The 19,406-nt window shown below is 33.3% G+C and carries 23 protein-coding genes; 3 read left to right on the top strand and 20 right to left on the bottom strand.

Annotated elements, in window-relative coordinates; translation table 11 throughout:
- Positions 1 to 9 precede the first annotated feature (9 nt).
- The 18 genes from FB2170_RS01700 to FB2170_RS01615 all read right to left on the bottom strand — a co-directional run bounded on the left by FB2170_RS01700 (position 10) and on the right by FB2170_RS01615 (position 15,924).
- A complete protein-coding gene (locus FB2170_RS01700) occupies positions 10 to 1,644 on the bottom strand; it encodes a S41 family peptidase (protein ID WP_013304763.1) in 1,635 nt (544 codons plus the stop codon).
- 17 nt (positions 1,645 to 1,661) lie between these two features.
- Complete coding sequence (locus FB2170_RS01695) at positions 1,662 to 3,164, bottom strand: serine hydrolase domain-containing protein (RefSeq protein ID WP_013304762.1); 1,503 nt, start codon at positions 3,162 to 3,164, stop codon at positions 1,662 to 1,664.
- Positions 3,165 to 3,183: 19 nt separating this feature from the next.
- A complete protein-coding gene (locus FB2170_RS01690; protein ID WP_013304761.1) occupies positions 3,184 to 3,381 on the bottom strand; it encodes a hypothetical protein in 198 nt (65 codons plus the stop codon).
- A gap of 81 nt (positions 3,382 to 3,462) precedes the next feature.
- Positions 3,463 to 5,256 carry a M1 family aminopeptidase gene (locus tag FB2170_RS17125; RefSeq protein ID WP_158306076.1) on the bottom strand — a complete coding sequence of 598 codons (1,794 nt, stop codon included), beginning with the start codon at positions 5,254 to 5,256 and terminating at the stop codon, positions 3,463 to 3,465.
- A 177-nt stretch (positions 5,257 to 5,433) separates the two neighbouring features.
- Entirely contained in the window at positions 5,434 to 5,778 is a 345-nt protein-coding gene (locus FB2170_RS01680) for a 5-carboxymethyl-2-hydroxymuconate Delta-isomerase (protein ID WP_013304759.1), read from the bottom strand.
- Positions 5,779 to 5,802: 24 nt separating this feature from the next.
- Complete coding sequence (locus tag FB2170_RS01675) at positions 5,803 to 6,912, bottom strand: family 16 glycoside hydrolase (protein WP_013304758.1); 1,110 nt, start codon at positions 6,910 to 6,912, stop codon at positions 5,803 to 5,805.
- Positions 6,913 to 7,099: 187 nt separating this feature from the next.
- The gene (locus FB2170_RS01670) at positions 7,100 to 7,669 is read right to left on the bottom strand and encodes a carboxymuconolactone decarboxylase family protein (protein WP_013304757.1); all 570 of its coding nucleotides are present in this window, start codon (positions 7,667 to 7,669) and stop codon (positions 7,100 to 7,102) included.
- 24 nt (positions 7,670 to 7,693) lie between these two features.
- Positions 7,694 to 8,521 (bottom strand): NmrA family NAD(P)-binding protein, encoded by an 828-nt coding sequence (locus FB2170_RS01665; protein ID WP_013304756.1) that lies wholly within the window; start codon positions 8,519 to 8,521, stop codon positions 7,694 to 7,696.
- Positions 8,522 to 8,540: 19 nt separating this feature from the next.
- Entirely contained in the window at positions 8,541 to 9,041 is a 501-nt protein-coding gene (locus FB2170_RS01660) for a DUF1772 domain-containing protein (RefSeq protein ID WP_013304755.1), read from the bottom strand.
- 4 nt (positions 9,042 to 9,045) lie between these two features.
- Positions 9,046 to 9,447 (bottom strand): DUF5367 domain-containing protein, encoded by a 402-nt coding sequence (locus tag FB2170_RS01655; protein ID WP_013304754.1) that lies wholly within the window; start codon positions 9,445 to 9,447, stop codon positions 9,046 to 9,048.
- Between the two features lie 90 nt (positions 9,448 to 9,537).
- A complete protein-coding gene (locus FB2170_RS01650; protein WP_013304753.1) occupies positions 9,538 to 10,392 on the bottom strand; it encodes a helix-turn-helix transcriptional regulator in 855 nt (284 codons plus the stop codon).
- 361 nt (positions 10,393 to 10,753) lie between these two features.
- Positions 10,754 to 11,287, bottom strand: coding sequence for a GNAT family N-acetyltransferase (locus tag FB2170_RS01645; protein WP_013304751.1), 534 nt, complete (start codon positions 11,285 to 11,287; stop codon positions 10,754 to 10,756).
- Between the two features lie 43 nt (positions 11,288 to 11,330).
- Positions 11,331 to 12,068: a GNAT family N-acetyltransferase gene (locus FB2170_RS01640; RefSeq protein WP_013304750.1), complete on the bottom strand. Its 738-nt coding sequence runs from the start codon at positions 12,066 to 12,068 to the stop codon at positions 11,331 to 11,333.
- Positions 12,065 to 12,514: a DMT family transporter gene (locus tag FB2170_RS01635; protein ID WP_013304749.1), complete on the bottom strand. Its 450-nt coding sequence runs from the start codon at positions 12,512 to 12,514 to the stop codon at positions 12,065 to 12,067. Before FB2170_RS01635 ends, FB2170_RS01640 begins: the two co-directional genes overlap by 4 nt.
- On the bottom strand, positions 12,511 to 13,140 hold the full coding sequence (locus FB2170_RS01630; protein WP_013304748.1) for an NAD(P)H-dependent oxidoreductase: 630 nt from the start codon (positions 13,138 to 13,140) through the stop codon (positions 12,511 to 12,513). The genes FB2170_RS01635 and FB2170_RS01630 overlap by 4 nt, the downstream gene beginning before the upstream one ends.
- 18 nt (positions 13,141 to 13,158) lie before the next feature.
- Complete coding sequence (locus FB2170_RS01625; RefSeq protein WP_013304747.1) at positions 13,159 to 13,581, bottom strand: VOC family protein; 423 nt, start codon at positions 13,579 to 13,581, stop codon at positions 13,159 to 13,161.
- Positions 13,582 to 13,734: 153 nt separating this feature from the next.
- Positions 13,735 to 14,955 (bottom strand): alpha/beta hydrolase-fold protein, encoded by a 1,221-nt coding sequence (locus tag FB2170_RS01620; protein ID WP_148232038.1) that lies wholly within the window; start codon positions 14,953 to 14,955, stop codon positions 13,735 to 13,737.
- Between the two features lie 372 nt (positions 14,956 to 15,327).
- Positions 15,328 to 15,924, bottom strand: coding sequence for a Crp/Fnr family transcriptional regulator (locus tag FB2170_RS01615; RefSeq protein WP_013304745.1), 597 nt, complete (start codon positions 15,922 to 15,924; stop codon positions 15,328 to 15,330).
- Positions 15,925 to 16,134: 210 nt separating this feature from the next.
- Between FB2170_RS01615 and FB2170_RS01610 the strand changes: the two genes are divergently transcribed.
- The 3 genes from FB2170_RS01610 to FB2170_RS01600 are packed head-to-tail and all read left to right on the top strand — an operon-like array spanning position 16,135 to position 18,379.
- Positions 16,135 to 16,536 carry a MarR family winged helix-turn-helix transcriptional regulator gene (locus FB2170_RS01610; RefSeq protein ID WP_013304744.1) on the top strand — a complete coding sequence of 134 codons (402 nt, stop codon included), beginning with the start codon at positions 16,135 to 16,137 and terminating at the stop codon, positions 16,534 to 16,536.
- A 45-nt stretch (positions 16,537 to 16,581) separates the two neighbouring features.
- Positions 16,582 to 17,442 (top strand): alpha/beta fold hydrolase, encoded by an 861-nt coding sequence (locus FB2170_RS01605; protein WP_013304743.1) that lies wholly within the window; start codon positions 16,582 to 16,584, stop codon positions 17,440 to 17,442.
- A 52-nt stretch (positions 17,443 to 17,494) separates the two neighbouring features.
- Entirely contained in the window at positions 17,495 to 18,379 is an 885-nt protein-coding gene (locus tag FB2170_RS01600; RefSeq protein WP_013304742.1) for an NmrA family NAD(P)-binding protein, read from the top strand.
- Between the two features lie 41 nt (positions 18,380 to 18,420).
- Here FB2170_RS01600 and FB2170_RS01595 read toward each other — a convergent pair whose 3' ends face one another.
- Together FB2170_RS01595 and FB2170_RS17510 are read right to left on the bottom strand one after the other, a co-directional pair.
- A complete protein-coding gene (locus FB2170_RS01595; RefSeq protein WP_013304741.1) occupies positions 18,421 to 18,897 on the bottom strand; it encodes a RidA family protein in 477 nt (158 codons plus the stop codon).
- A gap of 20 nt (positions 18,898 to 18,917) precedes the next feature.
- Entirely contained in the window at positions 18,918 to 19,172 is a 255-nt protein-coding gene (locus tag FB2170_RS17510) for a hypothetical protein (protein WP_013304740.1), read from the bottom strand.
- Positions 19,173 to 19,406 lie beyond the last annotated feature (234 nt).

Genomic DNA, 19,406 nt, shown 5'->3' with positions numbered 1-19,406 from the left:
TTTATTCGCCTAATTATTAATGTCGCTTATTATCCATTGCATCATATTATCAATTCCCTTAGAGTAACTTTTCCATTCATACTCTATAAATACATCGGGCTGAACTCCTTCTGTTGACTTGTCTTGAAACTTGAATAGTCTTTTAGAATGTGTAACAATTATTCCAGAATTTGGAAGTGTAAACTGCCCCATATCTTGGTATCCAGTAGGATTTGAACCTGTTGGCTCCCCGACAATTTTTGCATTGAGCATTTGTCTAAATTGAGATGCATTACTCGTAGCTGCGGAAAAGGTTACCTTATCCGTTAGCACGTATACTCCAGATTTCCAATCAATACTATCAGCTAAATTAAGATAGTAGGCTAAAAAGGTCCCGACAAAAAAATCACCTCCACCGTTATTTCTTAAATCAATAACCACATTTTCGGTGTCATTTTCATTTATGAATTCTAATACGGACTCTCCAAACTCCTCCATTTCTTCGAAAGACGGATAACTCTCAAATTTTATATAAACCCCTTTTGCGTCTTTAATTGGGCTAAACCAAAGATAATCGTGTTTAGTATCGGTTGGTTTTTGAACTTGGGGAATCGTTGTTTGAAAAAATCTAAATTCAGTATTTCCGTAATACTCTTTATTACTTATAGCTCGCAATAGAATATTGTTTTTTTCTCCTGTTGAATCATCTAGAAACGTAAACCTTGCCTTAAATTCACTATCTGTAATATTTAGTCCATGAAGTAATTCTGATATCATTGAATATTCTCCTGTTCTAATTATTTTAGACTGCTTATTTTCAATGTATTGCGCAACTTTTGAAACTTCCTTACATATTCTATTAAATTTTTTTCCATCAATCCCCACCAATATTTTGCCCAATAAATATTCATACTCTTTGGTGACCTTTATTACTCTCCACTTCCCATTAACCTTATATATTTCAATTGGGAATAAATGTGTTTCCACTCCTCTCAAAGAGAATGCCGTGTGACCATCGCCAATTTTATGGGTTAATTGCATTAAATCTATGATAATGGCAACGTCATTTTTTGACTGTATATCAGTTTTTATTTCATGTATTTCATTTTCAAATTCAACTTTGCTGATCTTATTATATAAATCAATATGCTTTTGTTCTAATTGCGATTTATACAAATCAATATCTTCTATCCATTGTGATTGGTCAACGGATTGTGAAAATGTACTTGAAGCAAAGAGGAAGCAAAGAGTAACTGTAAAAAAATTAACCCCATTATTCTTGGGGGTTTTTGTTTTTATTGTGGCCAATAAGAGTATAAAGGCTATTCCAAATCCTAGGACACCAATATTAATTCCTAGAAGTGTTTTTTCGCTTCCATCAAGATATTTCATTGAACCACCATAAAGGTCTTTTATAAAGTAGGCTAATAAAAACCCACCAGTGATAAGCATACTCAATAGGGCGCTAATTTTTAATTCATTTTTGAACCAAACCAGCCAAAGGCAAAGTATACCGATTCCTGTATTGGTGATAAGTTGCCAAACTTCGTGTATTCTAACATGTGGAGTCCAATCTGGATTAAATACGTGAGTATTGTTCAACTCCAAAAATGGAACCGCAAATGCATAAAGAACAATGCTAAAGGAGATGATGTATTTTTTCATTTGTACTAGATTAGTAATTAATGGTTTTTAAGTAAATTAAGCTTATTATTGGAGTTTTTACACCAATGACAATTATCTATTGGTTTTAATTCCAAAGCTCTAGTAAAAGCCTGAATTGTATTTTCTCTTTGGTTGTACTTGAAATATGCATCTCCAAGTGAATCAAAAAGATTACCGTCATTTGAGAATATTTCTACATTTAGTTTGAGTAGTTCTAATCCCCAGCCTGGATTGTTTTCTTTTTCCAGTAGTTTATTTCCTATTCTATTGAATACCGCTCTATCATTAAATTTTTGCCCTATGTTCTTTTCTAGAAAACTAGATATCAGTTTTACGTTTTCTACTTCATTGGTTTTCATAAAGTCGTAAACAAGTTCATATACTGATTTTGAAATTGGTTTTGGAATATAGTTCTCATCAAAAACTATATCACTGATTCGCCAAGCAACACTTTCAGTTTCCTTTCCTAGAATTGCATTTGATAATTCAATAACAACAACATCGTCATCAATATACCTAATGAAGTTTGCAAAATAAATGCCGTTGCTACCATTATGGGTTACAGTTTTAGTGTTTTGTTTACTCCTGAAAATTGCCCATCCGTATCCGTAATGAGAAGTTCCAGCTACGTCTTCTGCAACATATGGGGTTTCAAACAATACTTTGGATTTTGCATTTAGTATTTGACCGATATTTAGTGCTACATGCCATTTGTAAAGGTCCTCAACGGTGGAATGAATGTCCCCTTTGCCTATGCTATACCAATGATTATCAGTATAAGGTAAATGTTCTTGAGTTGTTCCCCAATCTTTCCAAATGCCATCAGAATAATTGAAATAATATCCATGAGCAAGTTGCTCACTATTAAAAGAAATACTTTTATAGCCAGTATGAAACATTTTGAGTGGTTTCCAAAAATTGTCGTTTAGGAAAGTCGTGTAATCTTGTTCGGAGACCAATTCAATAATGGCCGAAAGCATAATATAGTTTGCATTGGCATATTTATGTTTTGTACCTGGTTTTGATTGCAGTGAAGCTTCAAAAAAAGTATTAATGAAATGTTCTTTACTGGCTTCATCATATCTATAACCACCGGTTTTTGGAGATATTCCTGATGTATGTGTAAGTAATTGATGAATGGTTATCTCTTTTTTATCTAATGGTGCTTTTTTAAAGAACTGACCAATGTTGTCCGAAGTTTTAATTTTTTCTTGCTCAATTAACTTTAGAATAGCAGCGGCAGTAAATTGTTTTGTTACTGAACCTATATTGAAAACTGTTGAGGATGTGTTGTTGATTTTTCTTATCCTATCTGACCAACCATAACCTTTTGATAATATAATCTCTCCATTTTTGGCCACTAGTACGGATCCTGAATATCCATTGCTTACACTATTGTTTAAATAAGTGTTGATTTTAGTTTTAAGCTCAGTATGTTTAAATGATTCCTGTCCAGATAAAGTGCTTGCTTCTAAAGTAAATAGAATTACAAGGATAATGTAAGCGAGATTTATTTTCATGATTAGATATTATAATTATTCATTTTTGATTCAATTTATCGGTTGCCTTTTTAAGATCTGCTATTGTTAAAATAGCATGTAAATTATCGCGTAATCGATCTAGCTTGATTTCTTTTGGATTAAAAGACGTTTGTAATAAATGAAGTGCCATAGCTGCTAATAGGAGGCGTAGTTTTTCTAACCATGCATCATCATTTTGTGTTACTGGATTTGCCAAATAACTGGTTTCAACTTTACTATGCAATTCTTAGCTAGTAGCTAACATATTTTACCGCTCTTCTTTGGTTATAGGCTTGATTTATTTATACAAATAATCTCCCGCAGCAGCGCCCATTAAGCGATGATTGTGTCCTACATTAGGTATTATTTTTATTTCCCAATTGAATTCCGTTTTCATTTCAAGAGCTTTCGCTTTTGCCATTTCATAAAAGTACTTGCCGCGTTCTAGTCGATGTAACCCCTGTAAATTAGCAGTAGGAGAGCTTAAAAAACTTCCTCCTGTTTCATTCTCATTGTCAAGTTCACCTAGAAGAACAATTAGATTTTTCCTAAATGCATTTTTAAGCAAAACTTCATCGACTGGAGTGTCTTTTAATCCAAAAGGATATGAATCGTTAAATTTTGGTAGGGTATAAAAGCTTGCATTTGAAGCTAATATTTTGCCGGCTTTGGAGTTTTCTTGAAAGAGTGCAAACCTATGTAAAATATGACCTCCAGCAGAATGCCCAAAGAGATCATAGGATTTTTGATTAGATTTTAATGCTTCAACTGCCAAGTCAAAAATTCTATCGAAATCATTGAAAATCCATTCGTCTGTAATCAGATTCATCTTGAATGTTAATTTGTCCTCATCAAGTTTTATTTTATTGGAATTTTCAACACGTTCAATACATTCTTGCAAGTTCGAATCTTTAATTAAACCGCCTAAATGATAATCATCAAAACCATATTCATTTTCAGGGTACATGGGAGAAAGGATTAGTAAACCATATTTTTCTGACTCTTCAATCCACGCATTGCGATAACTATCACCATTTCTACCAGCTCCAGGAATTACCAATAGAATTTCAGAATCGATTGTGAAATTTTCAGGTCTATGATAATATACTTTAACCGTTTTTTCTTCGCTGTCTATTCCTCCTTCTATAAAAAATGACCCAGAACCAGTTTGAATATTTATATCTCTGTCAATCCCTAAAGTTTTATAGAAATACTTATGATTGGGTTTACCTTCTTCATTCCATTTATAATCCCATATTGCTTTTCCTGGGTCCAAGTAATTAGATACCGGTATCGCTTCAGAATTGTAGATATATGTATTAAAGAACTCGGTATAGTCTAAACCTGTGGTAATTATTATGCCATTAATAATATCGTTTGTATCATATAAATTTTCTGTACGTAAGAAATTTGCATACAGCCATTTCATCAAATCATCCAGACTTTTTTCATTATCTGTTTTAGTACGAATATCAACATCTAAAACCATAGCTGTTATCCATCCACCATGATATACCAAAAAAAAGTTTTCAAACTTTGTTTTATCATCAATTCCTGCTTCACGCATTGAAATATTTCCTAAACCTTTGGAACCACTATAATAACCTAAAGAAAGTGCTGAAGTTGCTAACATTTCTTCTGGCGAAACAATTCCCATTCTAACAGCTGTCTGAAACGAATAAAATTCTGAAAAACCTTCATTAAACCAGTGTTCTTCACCATTTTTATAACGTATGGTTTCACCATTCCATAAATGAAAAAGTTCGTGCATTAGTACCGTTTTCCATGAACCCTTGCCAAGAGTTTTGTTTTCTGACCATTTAAACTGAATAGATTTAGGATCTGCCTCGCCCCCAGAGTCTTTTGATTTACTAACCGTGATTGTGAAATCTGTATATGTAGCTCCTAACGAATCTCTTGGATTCCCACCAAATAAATCTTTGTATAAAGTGAATGATTTGGTAATAACTTCAGTAAACTCAGCTTCTTTTTCTAACGATTCTTCATCTAAAAACTCATAGTTGATTTTTAATTCACCCGGAACCAAGGTTTGGTTCATTTTTTCTATATCACTTTGTTTAATAAGCTTCATATTACAATGAGGGCAAATTCCTGGTTCTGTAAACATTAATACATCGCAACTTAGATCACATGGTGTGCAAACGTAGTCTTCTGTTTTAGTTTTACATGAAAAGAATAGTATACCTAAAAAAAGAAGTGTGATATGTTTATGATTTAAGTAGGCTATCATTTTTATTGTTATTAATATTTAAAACATTGATTTATTGCAATATGTAGCTCTTTCGAAATCGCGAATATTAATTGATATTATCGGAACATTTGGTAACATTTCATTTAGTTCAGAAACTATACTATTTGATAATTTATTTTTCTGTTCAGTAGAACGTCCTTCCATTATGTTTGCGAAAACGTGGACGAACTTATCGTTCGTGCCACCTACCTTGTAGTATTGGTAGGGGTTAATACGTACCTTAATATCCCCTTTTGCAAATAGGCCGATTGATTCTGCTGAATCATATACTTTTTGCATAATTTCTTGGGGTGATTTTATTTCAAGAACATTTTCTGAACATTCTAGGACGAAGTGTGGCATAAATCACTGTTTTTTGTTTATAAACTAATGTAATTGGATACGTTCTAAATCTTCAAACTTTGCGGATAATCCCCAGCCATTGGCTTTTTCAATAAGAATTATTTGAACAGTATTTTCACCTTTCATTAAATTTAGGTTTAACGCGTTGGCATCGGGGTTCAAATGCCCCATGAATTGTGGTCCTTTGAGTCTAAAAGAATTATTGCCGCTAAACAGTTCATTGCCATTTAGCAATACAATACAACGATCACTATAATCAAAATACATTTTCTTAATCTCTTTTATCTCTGAGGACACTTTAAATTGAGCAACTACAATATCCTCAGCGTTTCGTTCAAAGTTTCCGGCACTTTTTTTGGTCACATATTTTGAGATTGGAAGAAGTCCGGAATTATCTGCTGTTACATTTTTAAAAGCTAGATTTTTAGACTCATCAAGAATGGCATTCAGTGATTCAAAAGAATAGCTCTCAGAAAGTTGCCATTTAGTAATGTAATTTGAATTCAACTTGGGTTCAATTGCCAAATCATTTTCGATGTCAACCTTGGTTTCTTCAAATGAAACATTGGATATCCAGCTTGGGAACAAAGACCAGAGGCCTATTTCGCCACTTTCTGATACTCCTTGAAGATCATTTATTGTAAGCAGTAATTCATCGTTTACATAAACATTAGCTTGGGTTTTATTAAACTCGACTTTGAGATTGTTCCACTCATTAAGTTTGAAGTTAGCTTTAGCTTGAAATTTGTGATAAAGTTGCCAGTTACCTTCATTATTGAAAACGGGTGTATATTGTATAGCATCTACTTGATTGGATTTATGCTGCCTTAGGTAGATCTCATCTTTGTTTCCGTCAGATTTATGAAAGAACATTCCTGCGAATGAACGCTTTGAGGTACAATAAACATCCATTGTCATGACACCTTCAATGTAATTGGAATTCTTTAGGCCTAGATCCCCTTCCAGCATAACGGCTTCTCGTCCATCAAAGGTTTCAAAAGAAACTTTAGTAGTTTCCGTTGCTAGCCATAACTCCTCGTTAAGGGCTAATTTAGTCGATTGCGAAAATGCCTGAGATTGCGTTAAAAGAATAATGATAAGTATTGCAAAAATCCTTGGAATAAAACGTTTCATGTTAAATGTTCGATTTTGATTAATAGATAATCAAGATATTACTATGTTTTGTTGATTTTAGTTAAGAAAGAACTAATTTTTCCATTTATTCGTTTTATGTGCTTAGTGGTTGTTAAACCTTTGGCAATCCAGTTTCTACTATTCTTAATTCAATGTTCTGGCTTTTGTTAATTACCCAATGGAATTTCTATTTTATAGTTTTGGACCAAGCTCTAGATTTAAATGGAGTGTCAAGTTTGGTTTCCGCAACGTGATTAAAGTAATTGCTAAAAGTTTTGACTCCAACACCGGTTATTACTCCTAATACGTGATTTTCTGTATATCCTGAATCTAAAAAACTATTGATTTCTTCTCGACTAATATGGCCTCTATTTTTAGTGACTAACCGAGCAATTGAACTTAGAGCCTTTAATTTTTTGTCATTTATGATTCCATTGGATCTTATGGCTTCTGTTATTTCAGCAGGAACTTTGGAGGCCTTGTCAGCAACAAAACTATGAGCTGCCATGCAATAGTCACATTCGTTCTCATATGCGACTGAAAGGAAAATAATTTCTTGCTCGATAGAATTAAACCCTGAATTTTGACGAAATGTTTTGTACGAATGTACATAGGCGTCTAAGAGAGCAGGATTGTTCGCCATTCCGGAGTACATATTAGGAATAAACCCCATTGTTTTATTTGTGTTCTTTAGGATTTCGCTTGCTATTGGTTTGGCGTTTTCAACTTTTTTTGATTCTATATTCAACTTTGACATTTTTTTATTTTTAATTAATTGTTTTTAATTCCAGATTCCTGTTGCTACAGTTTCTTCTATGTATTCTGAAAAGTCTTTTGGTTTTTTTCCCAATACCTTTTCAATGTCATGGGTGATTTCAGAATTACTTGGATTTACTAGAACTTCGGAGAACAAATACTCTATTAGCCAAACAAAATCTTCTGGTACGCCTTGTTGCTTCATTATGCTTGTGTAAGCTGGCAAAGCAATAGGTGTAAAGGCGATTTCTCTTCCTGTGGCCTTAGAAATCTCTTGAATAACTTCCTTGAATGTAAGTAGTCTTGGGCCTGTGAGTTGATAAATTTCACCATTGTGTTTATCATTCAATAAGGCTTCAATCGCCACATCGGAAATATCGTCGGTGTCTACATAAGGTACTTTGGCTTCCGCTTGTGGTAAGGCCACAAATCCTTCTAAAATGGGTTCCAAGAAAAAACTTTCACTAAAGTTTTGATTAAACCAACTAGCTCTGATAATTGTATAATCTAATCCAGAGTGAATCACGACTTGTTCACACAACTCGGCCTCTCGCTCTCCTTTTCCTGAAAGTAACACCAATTTTTTAACACCACATCTTTTAGCCTGCTTTGTCAGTTCTTCTATCGCTTCCAACGCTCCTGGAACTGCTAAGTCTGGCTGAAACGTTATATATACTTTATCCATTCCTTCCAATGCATTTGACCAGCTTTCGGGATTGTCCCAATCAAAAGCAGGGGTAGCTGATCGCGAACCAATTCTAACGTTATGTCCAGATTGAATTAGTTTACTTGCTACTTTGCGGCCGGTTTTACCGGTTCCGCCAATTACTAAAATGTTACTTGTATTTTTCATTTTTTATATGATATTAATATTATTGTTTAATGTTTAGTGATATGCTGATTATCAGTAATAGAAATGAGATAATCGAAGTTAATGTCCTGATTGAATGCAAGCGGTTCCATTTTACTTCAAATTTTTCGCGTAGTTGCCTTAGTTCATCAATACTGGCAATACCCAAATCTATTTTGTTTAACATCTCATTGAGCGGTACATTGCCAAAAACGGTTACAACTAGGACTCCAAAAAAGTACAATACTCCTGCTATTATTAATAACCATAGGAAATGGTTTGAGTTGCTTTTGAATAAGTATATACTAATAAGATTCAAGAAAAAAGGACCAAAAAACACGGCAAAGAATACAGGGTTTAAAATAGCCCTGTTCATATGTTGGAAAGATTGTAAATAGCCAAAATCATTTAATCTTCCGATTCCAGGTGTTACTGAATTAGTCCATGTAAAGCATAATCCAGCTGATAATCCTGTCAATAATACTAGTGTAACAAGCGCTATGTTTTCTAAAGTGAAATCCATGATTTTATTTTTTTGATGGAGTTTTGTGAGGATAAACTCGAGTATACCAGTATAATACGGCTACCGCTAAAAATTCAAAAGCTATAATCCAAAACCCTAGAGAAGTGAAAAAGGTGTAATGGTTTCCTCCATTCGGAATCACAAAAAACGGAACTGTTATTAGTGCATCCAATGCAACGGCAGTTAACAACATAGTCTGACCAACTTTGTAGCCGTGGGTTTTGTTATCTTTCTTGTAATAGTAAGAACACCCCAGCCAGACTAATGGCATAACTATAATAAATAGCACAAGGTTTGCTTGAGTCTCCGCGTTCTCTAATATGGGCGTGTAAAAGGATAATGAATAAAAAAGTATGCCTATAACCCAAATGGCTATACCTAATAAAATTGCACGTTTGGTTTTCATGTCTATATAATTTTTGATTACAAGACAAAACTATGATGAAGACAAAAGAGAGGTTTGTCTTAAAAGGATAAAGATCTGTTCGAAAAGGAGTTACTTTATTTGACTGGGTCTATAGCCAAATTTTTTGTCAAAAGCATTTGAAAATGAACTCAAACTATCATAACCCACTTGCCAAGCAGCCTCTTGTACAGTAGCTTCTCGATTACGGATTAATTTATGTGCCAAGGTTAAGCGTTCGTTTTGAAGGTATTTGAAAACCGGCACTCCAAAAACTTCTTTAAAGTTTTTTTTCAATTTAAAAGTGTTGATTCCTATTTGTTTGGCAAGTTCATTTAGAGAAGGCGGATTCTCCATGTTTTGTGATAAAATGGTTTTTGCCTGCACCAATTTCTCCCGTTCCGTGGTTTTGATTTTTTCTGTACCAACTATGGCTAATTGACCAAAAAAATGTGATATTAAGGCCGTAATCTGACTTCTAAAAAACATCATTTTGGTTTTGCCTTCATATTGATTACTGAAAATAGAATCGATAATAGTCTGCATTTCAGGAGTCATGAAAAAGGAAGGGCCTTCTACATAATGATCCTTGGGATTAACTAACTGATTCAACATTTCACTGAATAATTCGCCCTCATGATTAGGTAAATTATCCAATGCTTTTGTGGAGGTGGCAATCACGATACACTGTAATGGTTTTAAGGCCGATACTGTATGTACAAATTCAACATCTTTATCGGCATAAAATGAAAGAGCTAAACCTTTGGTATAGTTGAATTCTTTCTGTTTATCACCAAATTTCACACTTAAATCTACATTTCCTTCTCCATAAAAAGCGACAGCAATTACGGGCTCATCAAAAAAACAGGAATCTCTTGTATCTTCATTTGCAGTGGCTTCTTCCACTAAAATGGTAAAATCATTTATGTCTATAATGTCCCTTGTCATAACTCTGATCTTAAATTACTAAAATATGGGGACGTTTGTGAACTTCATTAGAAAATAATCTATTTGAAGTTATATTTGTTCATCCAAATTTTTCCGATTTTCAAACAGTTTTGACCCATAGAGTGCTTCTAAAAGTCATTAGTTCAAAGCTCTTGTTAAAGTCAAAATGAAATATGGAATCATTATTTGTTACATTATCATCAATTATTTCATACTCTTAATTTTCCTTCAAAAACAATTCTTGCTGTACTTTGGATATTTATTTTTTGATCACTCATTAATTCAACTGTCATAGATCCCGTTCGCTCAGAACATTGAAAAGATCTCATTTTCTTTTTATTAACTTATAAAGAGAGTTGTTTCAAAATATCCTACCATAATAATTTAAATCTACTATTTCGTTGCTGGTTGTTCTATAATCATTTCTAATAGTACCTTCAAGTTTAAATCCATTATTTAAAGCAACCTTGATGCTTCCAATATTTTCACTATTTATACGACAAAGCAATTTTTTAAAATTGTATTCTTTTAATAAGTATTCAATTAAAATTGCAACAGCATTAGTAATAATTCCCTTTCCCTGATGGTTAAAATCTATAAAATAACCAATTTCTGCCTTTGGAACATTCCAATCAATATTCTTAACATCTATTAATCCAATGAGCGAGTTGTTCTCTTTATTAGTGATGGTATATATATAATAGCTCTTATTCTTTACCCGCATATCGATTTGCTTACAGTAACTAATCGTGTCTTCTAATGTTTTTGTGTTTTTGACCGTACCAGCAAAATATGTTTCAAGGCGCTCCCGATTAGAATCGATTAAGTCATAAAGGGGGCCGCACTGTTTTGTGTCAAATTCGATTATTTTATAATTTCTAAAATCCGTATTCATTTATGCAGGAATTATTTCTTTATTAATTTTCTTCAAATTAATGCTAGCTAAGTTTGTAATTTTTAATTACGAAATCTTCTTGAAATCCTAGCTTTAAATATAGGTGCTTTCCCATATCCGAAGCTTGTAGGGTCATATATTGACTTCCGTTTTTAACCGCCGAGTTTATTAGTAACTTCATTATTTGCTCTGCGTATCCTTTTCTTCTCATAGCTGGGGGGATACCTACAGAATGGACGCCCATTACTTTATTTGTATTGTAAGCAATAGCCGTACCCACCACATGCTCCTGAGAATATGCTATATAGTAGTCAATTTTCTTCAACGATTTAATGAGTATTTCCGGATGTATTTTGTATCCGAATGAACTTTTGAATAATTGTGACCACAGAATAGCATCAGACTTTTTAGTAACAAGTTGAATATTTAGATTGTCTTCAACTTTAAGCGGTTTGTCCAATTTTAAAGACATTCCTACTTGTTCAAACTGATTTACATACCCCTCAGATTCTAAGCTTTTTAAAATTTTGTGACCGTAAATATCCCAATAAGGAATTGTTAGTGTGGCGGAAATCGAAATTATTTTTTCTTTGGTTGAAGAAATAATCTCTTGACTTAAATCTTTATGAAACCAAAGTCTGTTAGGCCAATCAAAGTCCTTCATAAAGCAATAATCAAAGCGCGATTCAGAAAAATAGGAATGATAAGGCATACTTACTGTCTTCCAAAGAGAAGTGAGGTTGTCTATATTCAGACTTATCAACGTATTAGCCTCGTTCATTTTATATTGATTAATAGAATTCCTGATATCATGGCAATTATTCCAAATATACGTTTAATGGTTATGGGCTCTGAAGGTAAATTTAGCCATCCAAAATGGCCCGCTATTAGAGAAAAAGCTAATTGCCCGAATAAACCTAAGGAAATCATTGTAGATAATCCCAGCTTAGGAATAGTATAATAATAAAGACAAATTCCCAGAACACTAAATATGCCTCCGGTAAACCATAGATAAACAGGAATCTGTTTTATTTCAATCATTGTGGGTACGCTTATTCCTATAAAGACAAAAAAAGCAAAGGCTATAATCGCGCTACTAATAAAAGCGACTATTGAAGCGAGTAGTGGATTCTTTAACAGGAAACCTAAGTTAGAGTTTAAGCCAGCTTGCGCAGCTAAAAATACTCCTCCAAGAATAGCAAGCATTGATAAAGAATACTGGTTCATAACACTTCAAATAACTCAGTAAGTGGTTTTCTAACCTTTTTGCGATACTGTGCATCATCATTTTGAGACCGATAGCCAATGGGAGCGATTACAGCAGCACTTAAGCCCTTTTCAGTTAACCCAAGAATTTCATTGTATTTTTCAGTTTCAAAACCTTCCATGGGGCAGGCGTCAATTTTTAATTCGGCACATGCAATGAGTAAATTTGTAAGCGCAATATATGTTTGTCTTTTAGTCCAATTATTTTGCTCACTAATGGGCATTTCATTAATTTTTTCTTTCATAAAATCGCCATAACCTTGTAAAACATCAATATTAATGTTTTGTGTATTGGCAGATAATTCAAGAAAGTCGTCAATTTCCTTATTTTCTACATTAGTGTAATTACAAAAAACAAATAAATGAGATGCATCCGTTATTTGATTTTGCCCCCAAGATGCGGGTTTTAGTTTTCCCCTTAATTCATTATTCCCAACTATTAAAATTTTGTACAGTTGTAGACCATAAGAAGAAACGGATAACTGCACCGCCCGTTTTAACTTATCCAAATTTTCTTGAGAGATCTTTTTTGAAGGGTCAAATTGCTTTGTGGCATATCGCCAAGTAAGATTTTTTATTAATTCCATATTATAATTGTTTTGTTTTTAGATATTGTCGTCATAACAGACAAATTCGATGATATTTGATTCAGGATCTTTGATAAATATGGATTTCCATTTTACCCATTCAAAAACTTCTGTAACATGTTCTATTTTCTGTCGATTACAGAAAGTTAGGATATTATCATAATCCACTTTATCAATTTCGAGTGCAAAATGGTGCAAGGTTGATTTTTTTACGTCAATAGTGCTCAGTATTTCATCAAATGCAGTCCTATTGTTTTTGGCAAATATGGCAATTGTTTGATGATGTCCTGCATAACCATCGGCAACTTTAAAAAAGGTATAACACTGGGATTCGTGTATTAGTTCAAGTCCTATGGTTTCTATATAGAATTTCCTCATTAATTCCATATCATTCACGCGCAGAATTATTTCTCCAAGTCCCTTTATTTTATTTCCTATCATTGGATGCTATTTTAAATATTCTGTATTCTTTCATTTCCTTCTTTTGAACTAATTTGAAATAGGTAGTATTTCAATTGCCCATGGTTTGACTACAAATCTTTTTTTTTGATAATTTCTATTCATTTTCAACTACGATGACTTAGTCTTTAAACCTCATTCTTGAGAGTTTTTCATTCTATCAATCTCTTTTTGATAACCTACCTCTTGTCCTAATTTTAATTTTTTTGAAATTATAATCGCTGACTCATAGGCTTCAATCGCTTTGTCTATTTGATTTGTTTTTTCATACAACTGTCCTAAGTTATTTGATAGTATAGCGTAGTTCGGATATGCTTCTGAAGCTCTCTTTAGAACTGTAATGGCTCCTAAATCATTTTGGTCGTTTAGAAGTTTAGTGATTATGTCAAAGTAATCACTGGCCGGTCTTCGGACGTTTTTGCCATACTTGTCCGCCAGATGCTGTTCACTTTTCAGAAATACTTCATCACTATAATTTTTTAAAGAATTCTCCGATGCTTTTAAATCGGAAAAGACAAACTTCAATCCATAATAATTTAGTAATAATCGGGCGTCATCATGACCTTCATCCCCAATCTCTTGATGCATCCAATGGAGGTTTTTAGGATTATTCTGTTTTATCACATCCACATAACGGATCAATTCCTGTCGCATTCCCCATCCATCACCTCCGCCAATTCCAAAGTAAACCGATTTATCCAGGTTAGTATTTGATTGGAAAAATTCTTTAGCTTTTTCAGTCATCTCTTCTTTATTCCACCATAAAGCTGGGGATTGAATAATGAATGCATCAAAAATCCCCGGCTTCTCCATGAGCGTATATGTACCAAATAAACCTCCAAACGAGTGCCCTTCTAAAAGACGGTATGGGTGGGTTCGAAAGTTTGATTCTACATAAGGAATCAATTCTTTTTCCAAGAACTGAAGAAACTCAGGAGCGCCTCCACTTTGTGGTATCCCTGCGTCACCAGTTCCCCCATAAACGTCCTTTCCTGCTTTTGAGGGTGTTAAATCCCGTGATCTATCTAAACTCTCTATAGCAACTATAATTATGGGAGGAATGGTTCCCGATTCTGTTAAAAGTTCTACCGTACCAACTACATGTTTGATATTCCCCAGTCCATCCAAAAGATAAAGAACAGGATAATTGGCATCATTATTTTTATATCCAACTGGTAATGAAATAATAATTGGACGATCTTCTTGTAAAATTTCTGATTTCAAAAAATACTGAGTACCAAGTCCCAAAAGTTGATTGTTATTTGTCAACTCTATTCTTTCGGCCAATTGAGCATTTGTATTCAAATGAATGAATGCAAAGCAAAGAATGGTTAATGTAATCTTAAGTGTTTTCATTTGATATTTTTTTAAGTGTATAATTACCATGTTATAATTGTTACTTTACAAAGGTCATAATAGCCTTAATGGTATTCTTGTTCCAAAAGAAGCTTTATTTGTTCGGAAAGAATTCCTATTTGATAGTTCAATGTTATCTTTTCTCGTGTATAAATATTGACTAAAGTGCTGATATTTAAAGCGTAATCACAGCTATTAGTTATATTCTACAAAGTAAATATGGTTTGATGAGAAGAAAAAGGACATATGTCTAGACATTAAAGTTCTTTGGATAGATACCTTATATATGGTTGAAGAGGTTAACTGCCTTTTAATTATGCCAAAATTAGTCGGCTTGACGAGGTATTATTACCGTAATCTATTGTAATTAAACTAATTTTTTATGATTTTTCTTATTCGGCTAAACTGTCTGGGTGTGATGCCAAGATGCGAAGCAATATGATTGAGAGGTATTTTTTTATCGATATTCGGGTATTGCTCTAAGAATTCTTCATATCTAACAGAGGCATCTTTCATGACAATATCAATTTCTCTTTTCTCTTTTTCTATAATCCATTGTTTTTCGAGATAGGATATATAGTAGTTCTTGAAGTTGTCATTATTGAATATAAGTTCACGATATTTTTTGTAATTAAAACTTATAATAATACTATCTTCTAATGCTTCAAGAGCAAATTTAGAAGGGGAATTAGTGAGGTAGGAAACTGTTGAACCTACAAGATTATTTTCTAAAAAGATGTTTTTGTTGTAGGCATTACCATTTTCATCTAAGAAGTATGCTATAACTACTCCCTTATATAAAATACAAATATCATTAGCGATTTTACCCACAGGTAATATAATCTCATTTTTTTTGAAGTGCTTGATCTCCGCTAGATTATATAATGTGGAAAGAGAACTTTCATCTACTTTATAATATTTGTAAATGACATCTTTAATACATTGATTGTAGTCCGCCTTAGTTGTCATTATATTTATTTTATATTTATTCTCCTTGAATAATAGGTATGAAAGGAGAATAAATATAACAAATAATGACCTTTATTATATAACAAGAGTCGCTAGATAATTACCAATATTGGCAAAAACTATGACTTTAATTATATTCTTAAATGCTAAATAATAGTTAAACACACAAATATATGTTGCATATACAACAAGTGTTTGTATGTTTGTCCTATGAAATATGAATTGCAAAATTGTATTAGCTCAAGATTAAGAAAATTATCTAGAATTGCAGATGGTTATATGCGCAATTGCTTAAAGGAGTTTGGAATAACAGAAAACCAGATGACTATCTTATTTGCACTAAGTAAACTTGGTAAAGTAGAGCAAGGAAAAATTGGTGAAGCTTTAGTACTCGAGAGATCCACAGTAAGTAGAAATGTGAAATTGCTTCAAAAGTATAAATTGGTTCGAAGAACAACTGCATATAGGCCTGAAATAGAGTTAACAAATGAAGGTATTGATCTTGTGAACAAATTAATTCCTCATTGGGAAGAAGTAATGGATTCTCTGGTAGACATGATGGGTGATTACGGGACAGTTCCTCTTGAAAAGCTTGAGCAACGATTAAAATAAAAAAAAATTAATATTAATGTTGTATATACAACCTATATAAATAAAATGGAAAAATTTAAAATAGACGAACAACTATATCCTTTTAAAAGCAACTATATCAAAATAAACAATGAAATTAAAGTGCATTATGTGGATGAAGGAGAAGGACCTGTAATTTTGATGCTTCATGGCAATCCAACCTGGTCATTTTTATATCGGAAAATGATTAATGAATTAAAGGATGAGTACAGAGTTATTGCACCTGATTACCCCGGCTTTGGACTTTCTCCTACTCCTTTGAAGTATGATTTTCTTCCTAGTACACATAGTCAAATCATAGAAGAATTTATCAATCTATTAGATTTAAAAGAAATCATATTAGTAATGCAGGATTGGGGCGGTCCAATTGGTCTTAATATAGCCATAAACAATCCTGAGCTTGTTAGAGGAATGGTACTCGGCAATACTTGGGCATGGCCACTTAAAAGGTTTGGGCAGAAAATGTTCAGTCACATTATGGGTGGTTACATTGGTAGATGGATGGCACATTCCTTTAATGGAGTTTGGCATGTGTTTATGAAAAAAGGGTTTGTAAAATCACCTTCGAACCGAGAATTGGCAATGTATAAAGCTCCATTTGAGAATAGTGAAAATTCAAAGCAAACAGCCATATTTCCAAAAGAGCTTTATAATTCAAAATCATTTTTAGCAAAAATTGAATCGTCCTTAAATATCCTCAAGGAAAAGCCCGTACTCTTTACATGGGGTAAGCATGATTTCGCATTTCAAAAACCTGAACTAAGCATATTTCAATCGATTTTCAAGAATCATGAAGTGAAAATGTTGGATGCTAGCCATTTCTGGCAGGATGAACAAGGAGAACTTGCATCGAAATACATAAAAAATTGGGCATCAAAAACGAATTAATCAATTTATAAAAATATCAAACTAGAATAATGATTAAATAAAAAGTAAAATTATGGGCACACATATTTTGATTACCGGTGCTACCGGAACAACAAGTCAATATGCTATACAACATTTGGTTGACAAAGGCATAAAAGTAAGGGCAATGGTAAGAACTATTGACGAAAGAAGTAAGCAACTTGAAACACTTGGTGTTGAGGTTGTAAAAGGGGATTTTCTCGATATTGAATCATTAAGACGAGCCCTAAAGGGCGTCAACAGAGCATTCTTTTGTTATCCTTTTACCGATTATTTGCCAAAGGCCGCTGGCTATTTTGCAAAAGCTGCAAAAGAAGAAAATGTCGAGATGGTTGTTGAAATGTCTCAAATGGGAGCGCGGGAAGACACGCCTAGTCCTGCCACTCAAAACCATGTAATTACAGAGAGCATCTTTGATTGGGCAAATATAGGAGCCGTACATATTAGACCAGGATTATTTGCATGGAATTATTTAGGTTTGGCAGCGCCAACCGTAGCTGCTCAACAAAAATTCTACTACCCTGATTCAGAAGCAAATTATACCATTATTCATCCTAAGGATATTGGGGAAGTCGTAGCAGAAATTTTGAGTGACCACAATAGGGAGAAGCATATTGGTAAAAGATATGACCTTACAGGAAGCAAAACATATAGTGCTACAGATGTTGCTGAAAGTATAGGTGAAGTACTAAATCAGGATATTGAATACATACCTATTTCAATTGACCAATGGATAGATACAATTAAAGATCATCCAACGATCAATCCTTTTCTAGCCAAACATTTAAGGGAATTCAGTAGTGAAGTTTCAGATGGGAGATTCAATAGAATCAGTACTAATGTCCAAGACATTACAGGTCATGAACCAAGATCTTTTGAACAGTATGTTGCAGAACATCAGGCTATGTTTATGAGCTAAGAAGTTCTTGTTCCATAAAAAAAGAACTAAGCTCTGTCAATTTAGAGCTTGGTTCTTTTTATTAAAGTAAATGTTGTTGTTAATCCAACACCAAAATTCCTGGGAAGTTTATCAACACCAAAAATAGTTCTTGAATGAGTACCCTTATCCCCTAAGATTTTAGTAAATAAATCTGAGGCACCATTTGCTACTATCGGAGATTCATCCCAATTGCCAGTGGCCTGAAAATAAACATCTATATGATTTAGGCCAACCACATTTTCAAAGCCGACTTTATCATGTATTTGAGCAAGTACGTTTAACGCGCAAAGCTCCATTGCTTTAATGCCACTTTCAGTTGAGAGCTCATTTCCTAGCCTTCCTTGATATAAGTAAGTGCCATTTCTTATTGGAAACTGGATAGCGACATAGGCAATGTTGTCCCTAATATTTACAGAAACATAAGAACCACCAGGAGTAGAAATTTTAGGGAGTTGAAGCTGTAATTTTTTCAAGATCTCCAGAGTGTTCTTTTTCATTTTTTATTTAATTGGTTTTGCTAAAAATTGTCTAACTCCAAATATTTTTCTTTCATCAGACTCAAGGCAAATGCTGATGCAGAGACTGTGAAAACCGAATAGTCAAAAATGCTCCTTTCATTCCCGTTGAGAATGTCATTGCCAAAGCAAAGAGCAACAACAAATAAGCTCAGTTTAGCACAATATTCAGTTTTGAATCGAATACTTAAATATAAGGCAAAGATTTCAGTCGTTGTTACAATTACTCCTAAAGGAGAAATCAGAACATCTGGCATTAATTTATTTATCACAGCGATATTTTAAATAAAACTATTCCAGTTTCCCCCAAGCAGAAACGGCTGTGGGCCAAAATCAAAATCGACCTGCTGCCGCAGACAGAAATCCAATTGATAAGGCAAGTCTTAAGAATATTTTAATTGATTTATGTGTCATCTTAAGTCGTTTTGTTTAGTAATTTTATAATATTTACTACTACAATAAAATTGCTTTCATCGTCTGAAATCCTAGCA

It is taken from the genome of Maribacter sp. HTCC2170 (assembly GCF_000153165.2).
Classification (GTDB): Bacteria; Bacteroidota; Bacteroidia; order Flavobacteriales; family Flavobacteriaceae; genus Maribacter_A.
The sequence above is the reverse complement of the archived record's forward strand: the minus strand, read 5'-3'. Positions and strand labels throughout refer to the sequence as shown.

What these genes read in the sequence shown, in the direction of transcription:
- FB2170_RS01655 (WP_013304754.1), bottom strand. Translation starts at nt 9,447, where the DNA reads ATGAAAACCAAACGTGCAATTTTATTAGGTATAGCCATTTGGGTTATA.
- FB2170_RS01620 (WP_148232038.1), bottom strand. Translation starts at nt 14,955, where the DNA reads ATGAAAACACTTAAGATTACATTAACCATTCTTTGCTTTGCATTCATT.
- FB2170_RS01625 (WP_013304747.1), bottom strand. Translation starts at nt 13,581, where the DNA reads ATGATAGGAAATAAAATAAAGGGACTTGGAGAAATAATTCTGCGCGTG.
- FB2170_RS17510 (WP_013304740.1), bottom strand. Translation starts at nt 19,172, where the DNA reads ATGCCAGATGTTCTGATTTCTCCTTTAGGAGTAATTGTAACAACGACT.
- FB2170_RS01610 (WP_013304744.1), top strand. Translation starts at nt 16,135, where the DNA reads ATGAAATATGAATTGCAAAATTGTATTAGCTCAAGATTAAGAAAATTA.
- FB2170_RS01605 (WP_013304743.1), top strand. Translation starts at nt 16,582, where the DNA reads ATGGAAAAATTTAAAATAGACGAACAACTATATCCTTTTAAAAGCAAC.
- FB2170_RS01645 (WP_013304751.1), bottom strand. Translation starts at nt 11,287, where the DNA reads ATGAATACGGATTTTAGAAATTATAAAATAATCGAATTTGACACAAAA.
- FB2170_RS01660 (WP_013304755.1), bottom strand. Translation starts at nt 9,041, where the DNA reads ATGGATTTCACTTTAGAAAACATAGCGCTTGTTACACTAGTATTATTG.
- FB2170_RS01640 (WP_013304750.1), bottom strand. Translation starts at nt 12,068, where the DNA reads ATGAACGAGGCTAATACGTTGATAAGTCTGAATATAGACAACCTCACT.
- FB2170_RS01600 (WP_013304742.1), top strand. Translation starts at nt 17,495, where the DNA reads ATGGGCACACATATTTTGATTACCGGTGCTACCGGAACAACAAGTCAA.
- FB2170_RS01595 (WP_013304741.1), bottom strand. Translation starts at nt 18,897, where the DNA reads ATGAAAAAGAACACTCTGGAGATCTTGAAAAAATTACAGCTTCAACTC.
- FB2170_RS01665 (WP_013304756.1), bottom strand. Translation starts at nt 8,521, where the DNA reads ATGAAAAATACAAGTAACATTTTAGTAATTGGCGGAACCGGTAAAACC.
- FB2170_RS01680 (WP_013304759.1), bottom strand. Translation starts at nt 5,778, where the DNA reads ATGCCACACTTCGTCCTAGAATGTTCAGAAAATGTTCTTGAAATAAAA.
- FB2170_RS01630 (WP_013304748.1), bottom strand. Translation starts at nt 13,140, where the DNA reads ATGGAATTAATAAAAAATCTTACTTGGCGATATGCCACAAAGCAATTT.
- FB2170_RS17125 (WP_158306076.1), bottom strand. Translation starts at nt 5,256, where the DNA reads ATGAAGCTTATTAAACAAAGTGATATAGAAAAAATGAACCAAACCTTG.
- FB2170_RS01635 (WP_013304749.1), bottom strand. Translation starts at nt 12,514, where the DNA reads ATGAACCAGTATTCTTTATCAATGCTTGCTATTCTTGGAGGAGTATTT.
- FB2170_RS01670 (WP_013304757.1), bottom strand. Translation starts at nt 7,669, where the DNA reads ATGTCAAAGTTGAATATAGAATCAAAAAAAGTTGAAAACGCCAAACCA.
- FB2170_RS01615 (WP_013304745.1), bottom strand. Translation starts at nt 15,924, where the DNA reads ATGACAACTAAGGCGGACTACAATCAATGTATTAAAGATGTCATTTAC.
- FB2170_RS01700 (WP_013304763.1), bottom strand. Translation starts at nt 1,644, where the DNA reads ATGAAAAAATACATCATCTCCTTTAGCATTGTTCTTTATGCATTTGCG.
- FB2170_RS01650 (WP_013304753.1), bottom strand. Translation starts at nt 10,392, where the DNA reads ATGACAAGGGACATTATAGACATAAATGATTTTACCATTTTAGTGGAA.
- FB2170_RS01695 (WP_013304762.1), bottom strand. Translation starts at nt 3,164, where the DNA reads ATGAAAATAAATCTCGCTTACATTATCCTTGTAATTCTATTTACTTTA.
- FB2170_RS01675 (WP_013304758.1), bottom strand. Translation starts at nt 6,912, where the DNA reads ATGAAACGTTTTATTCCAAGGATTTTTGCAATACTTATCATTATTCTT.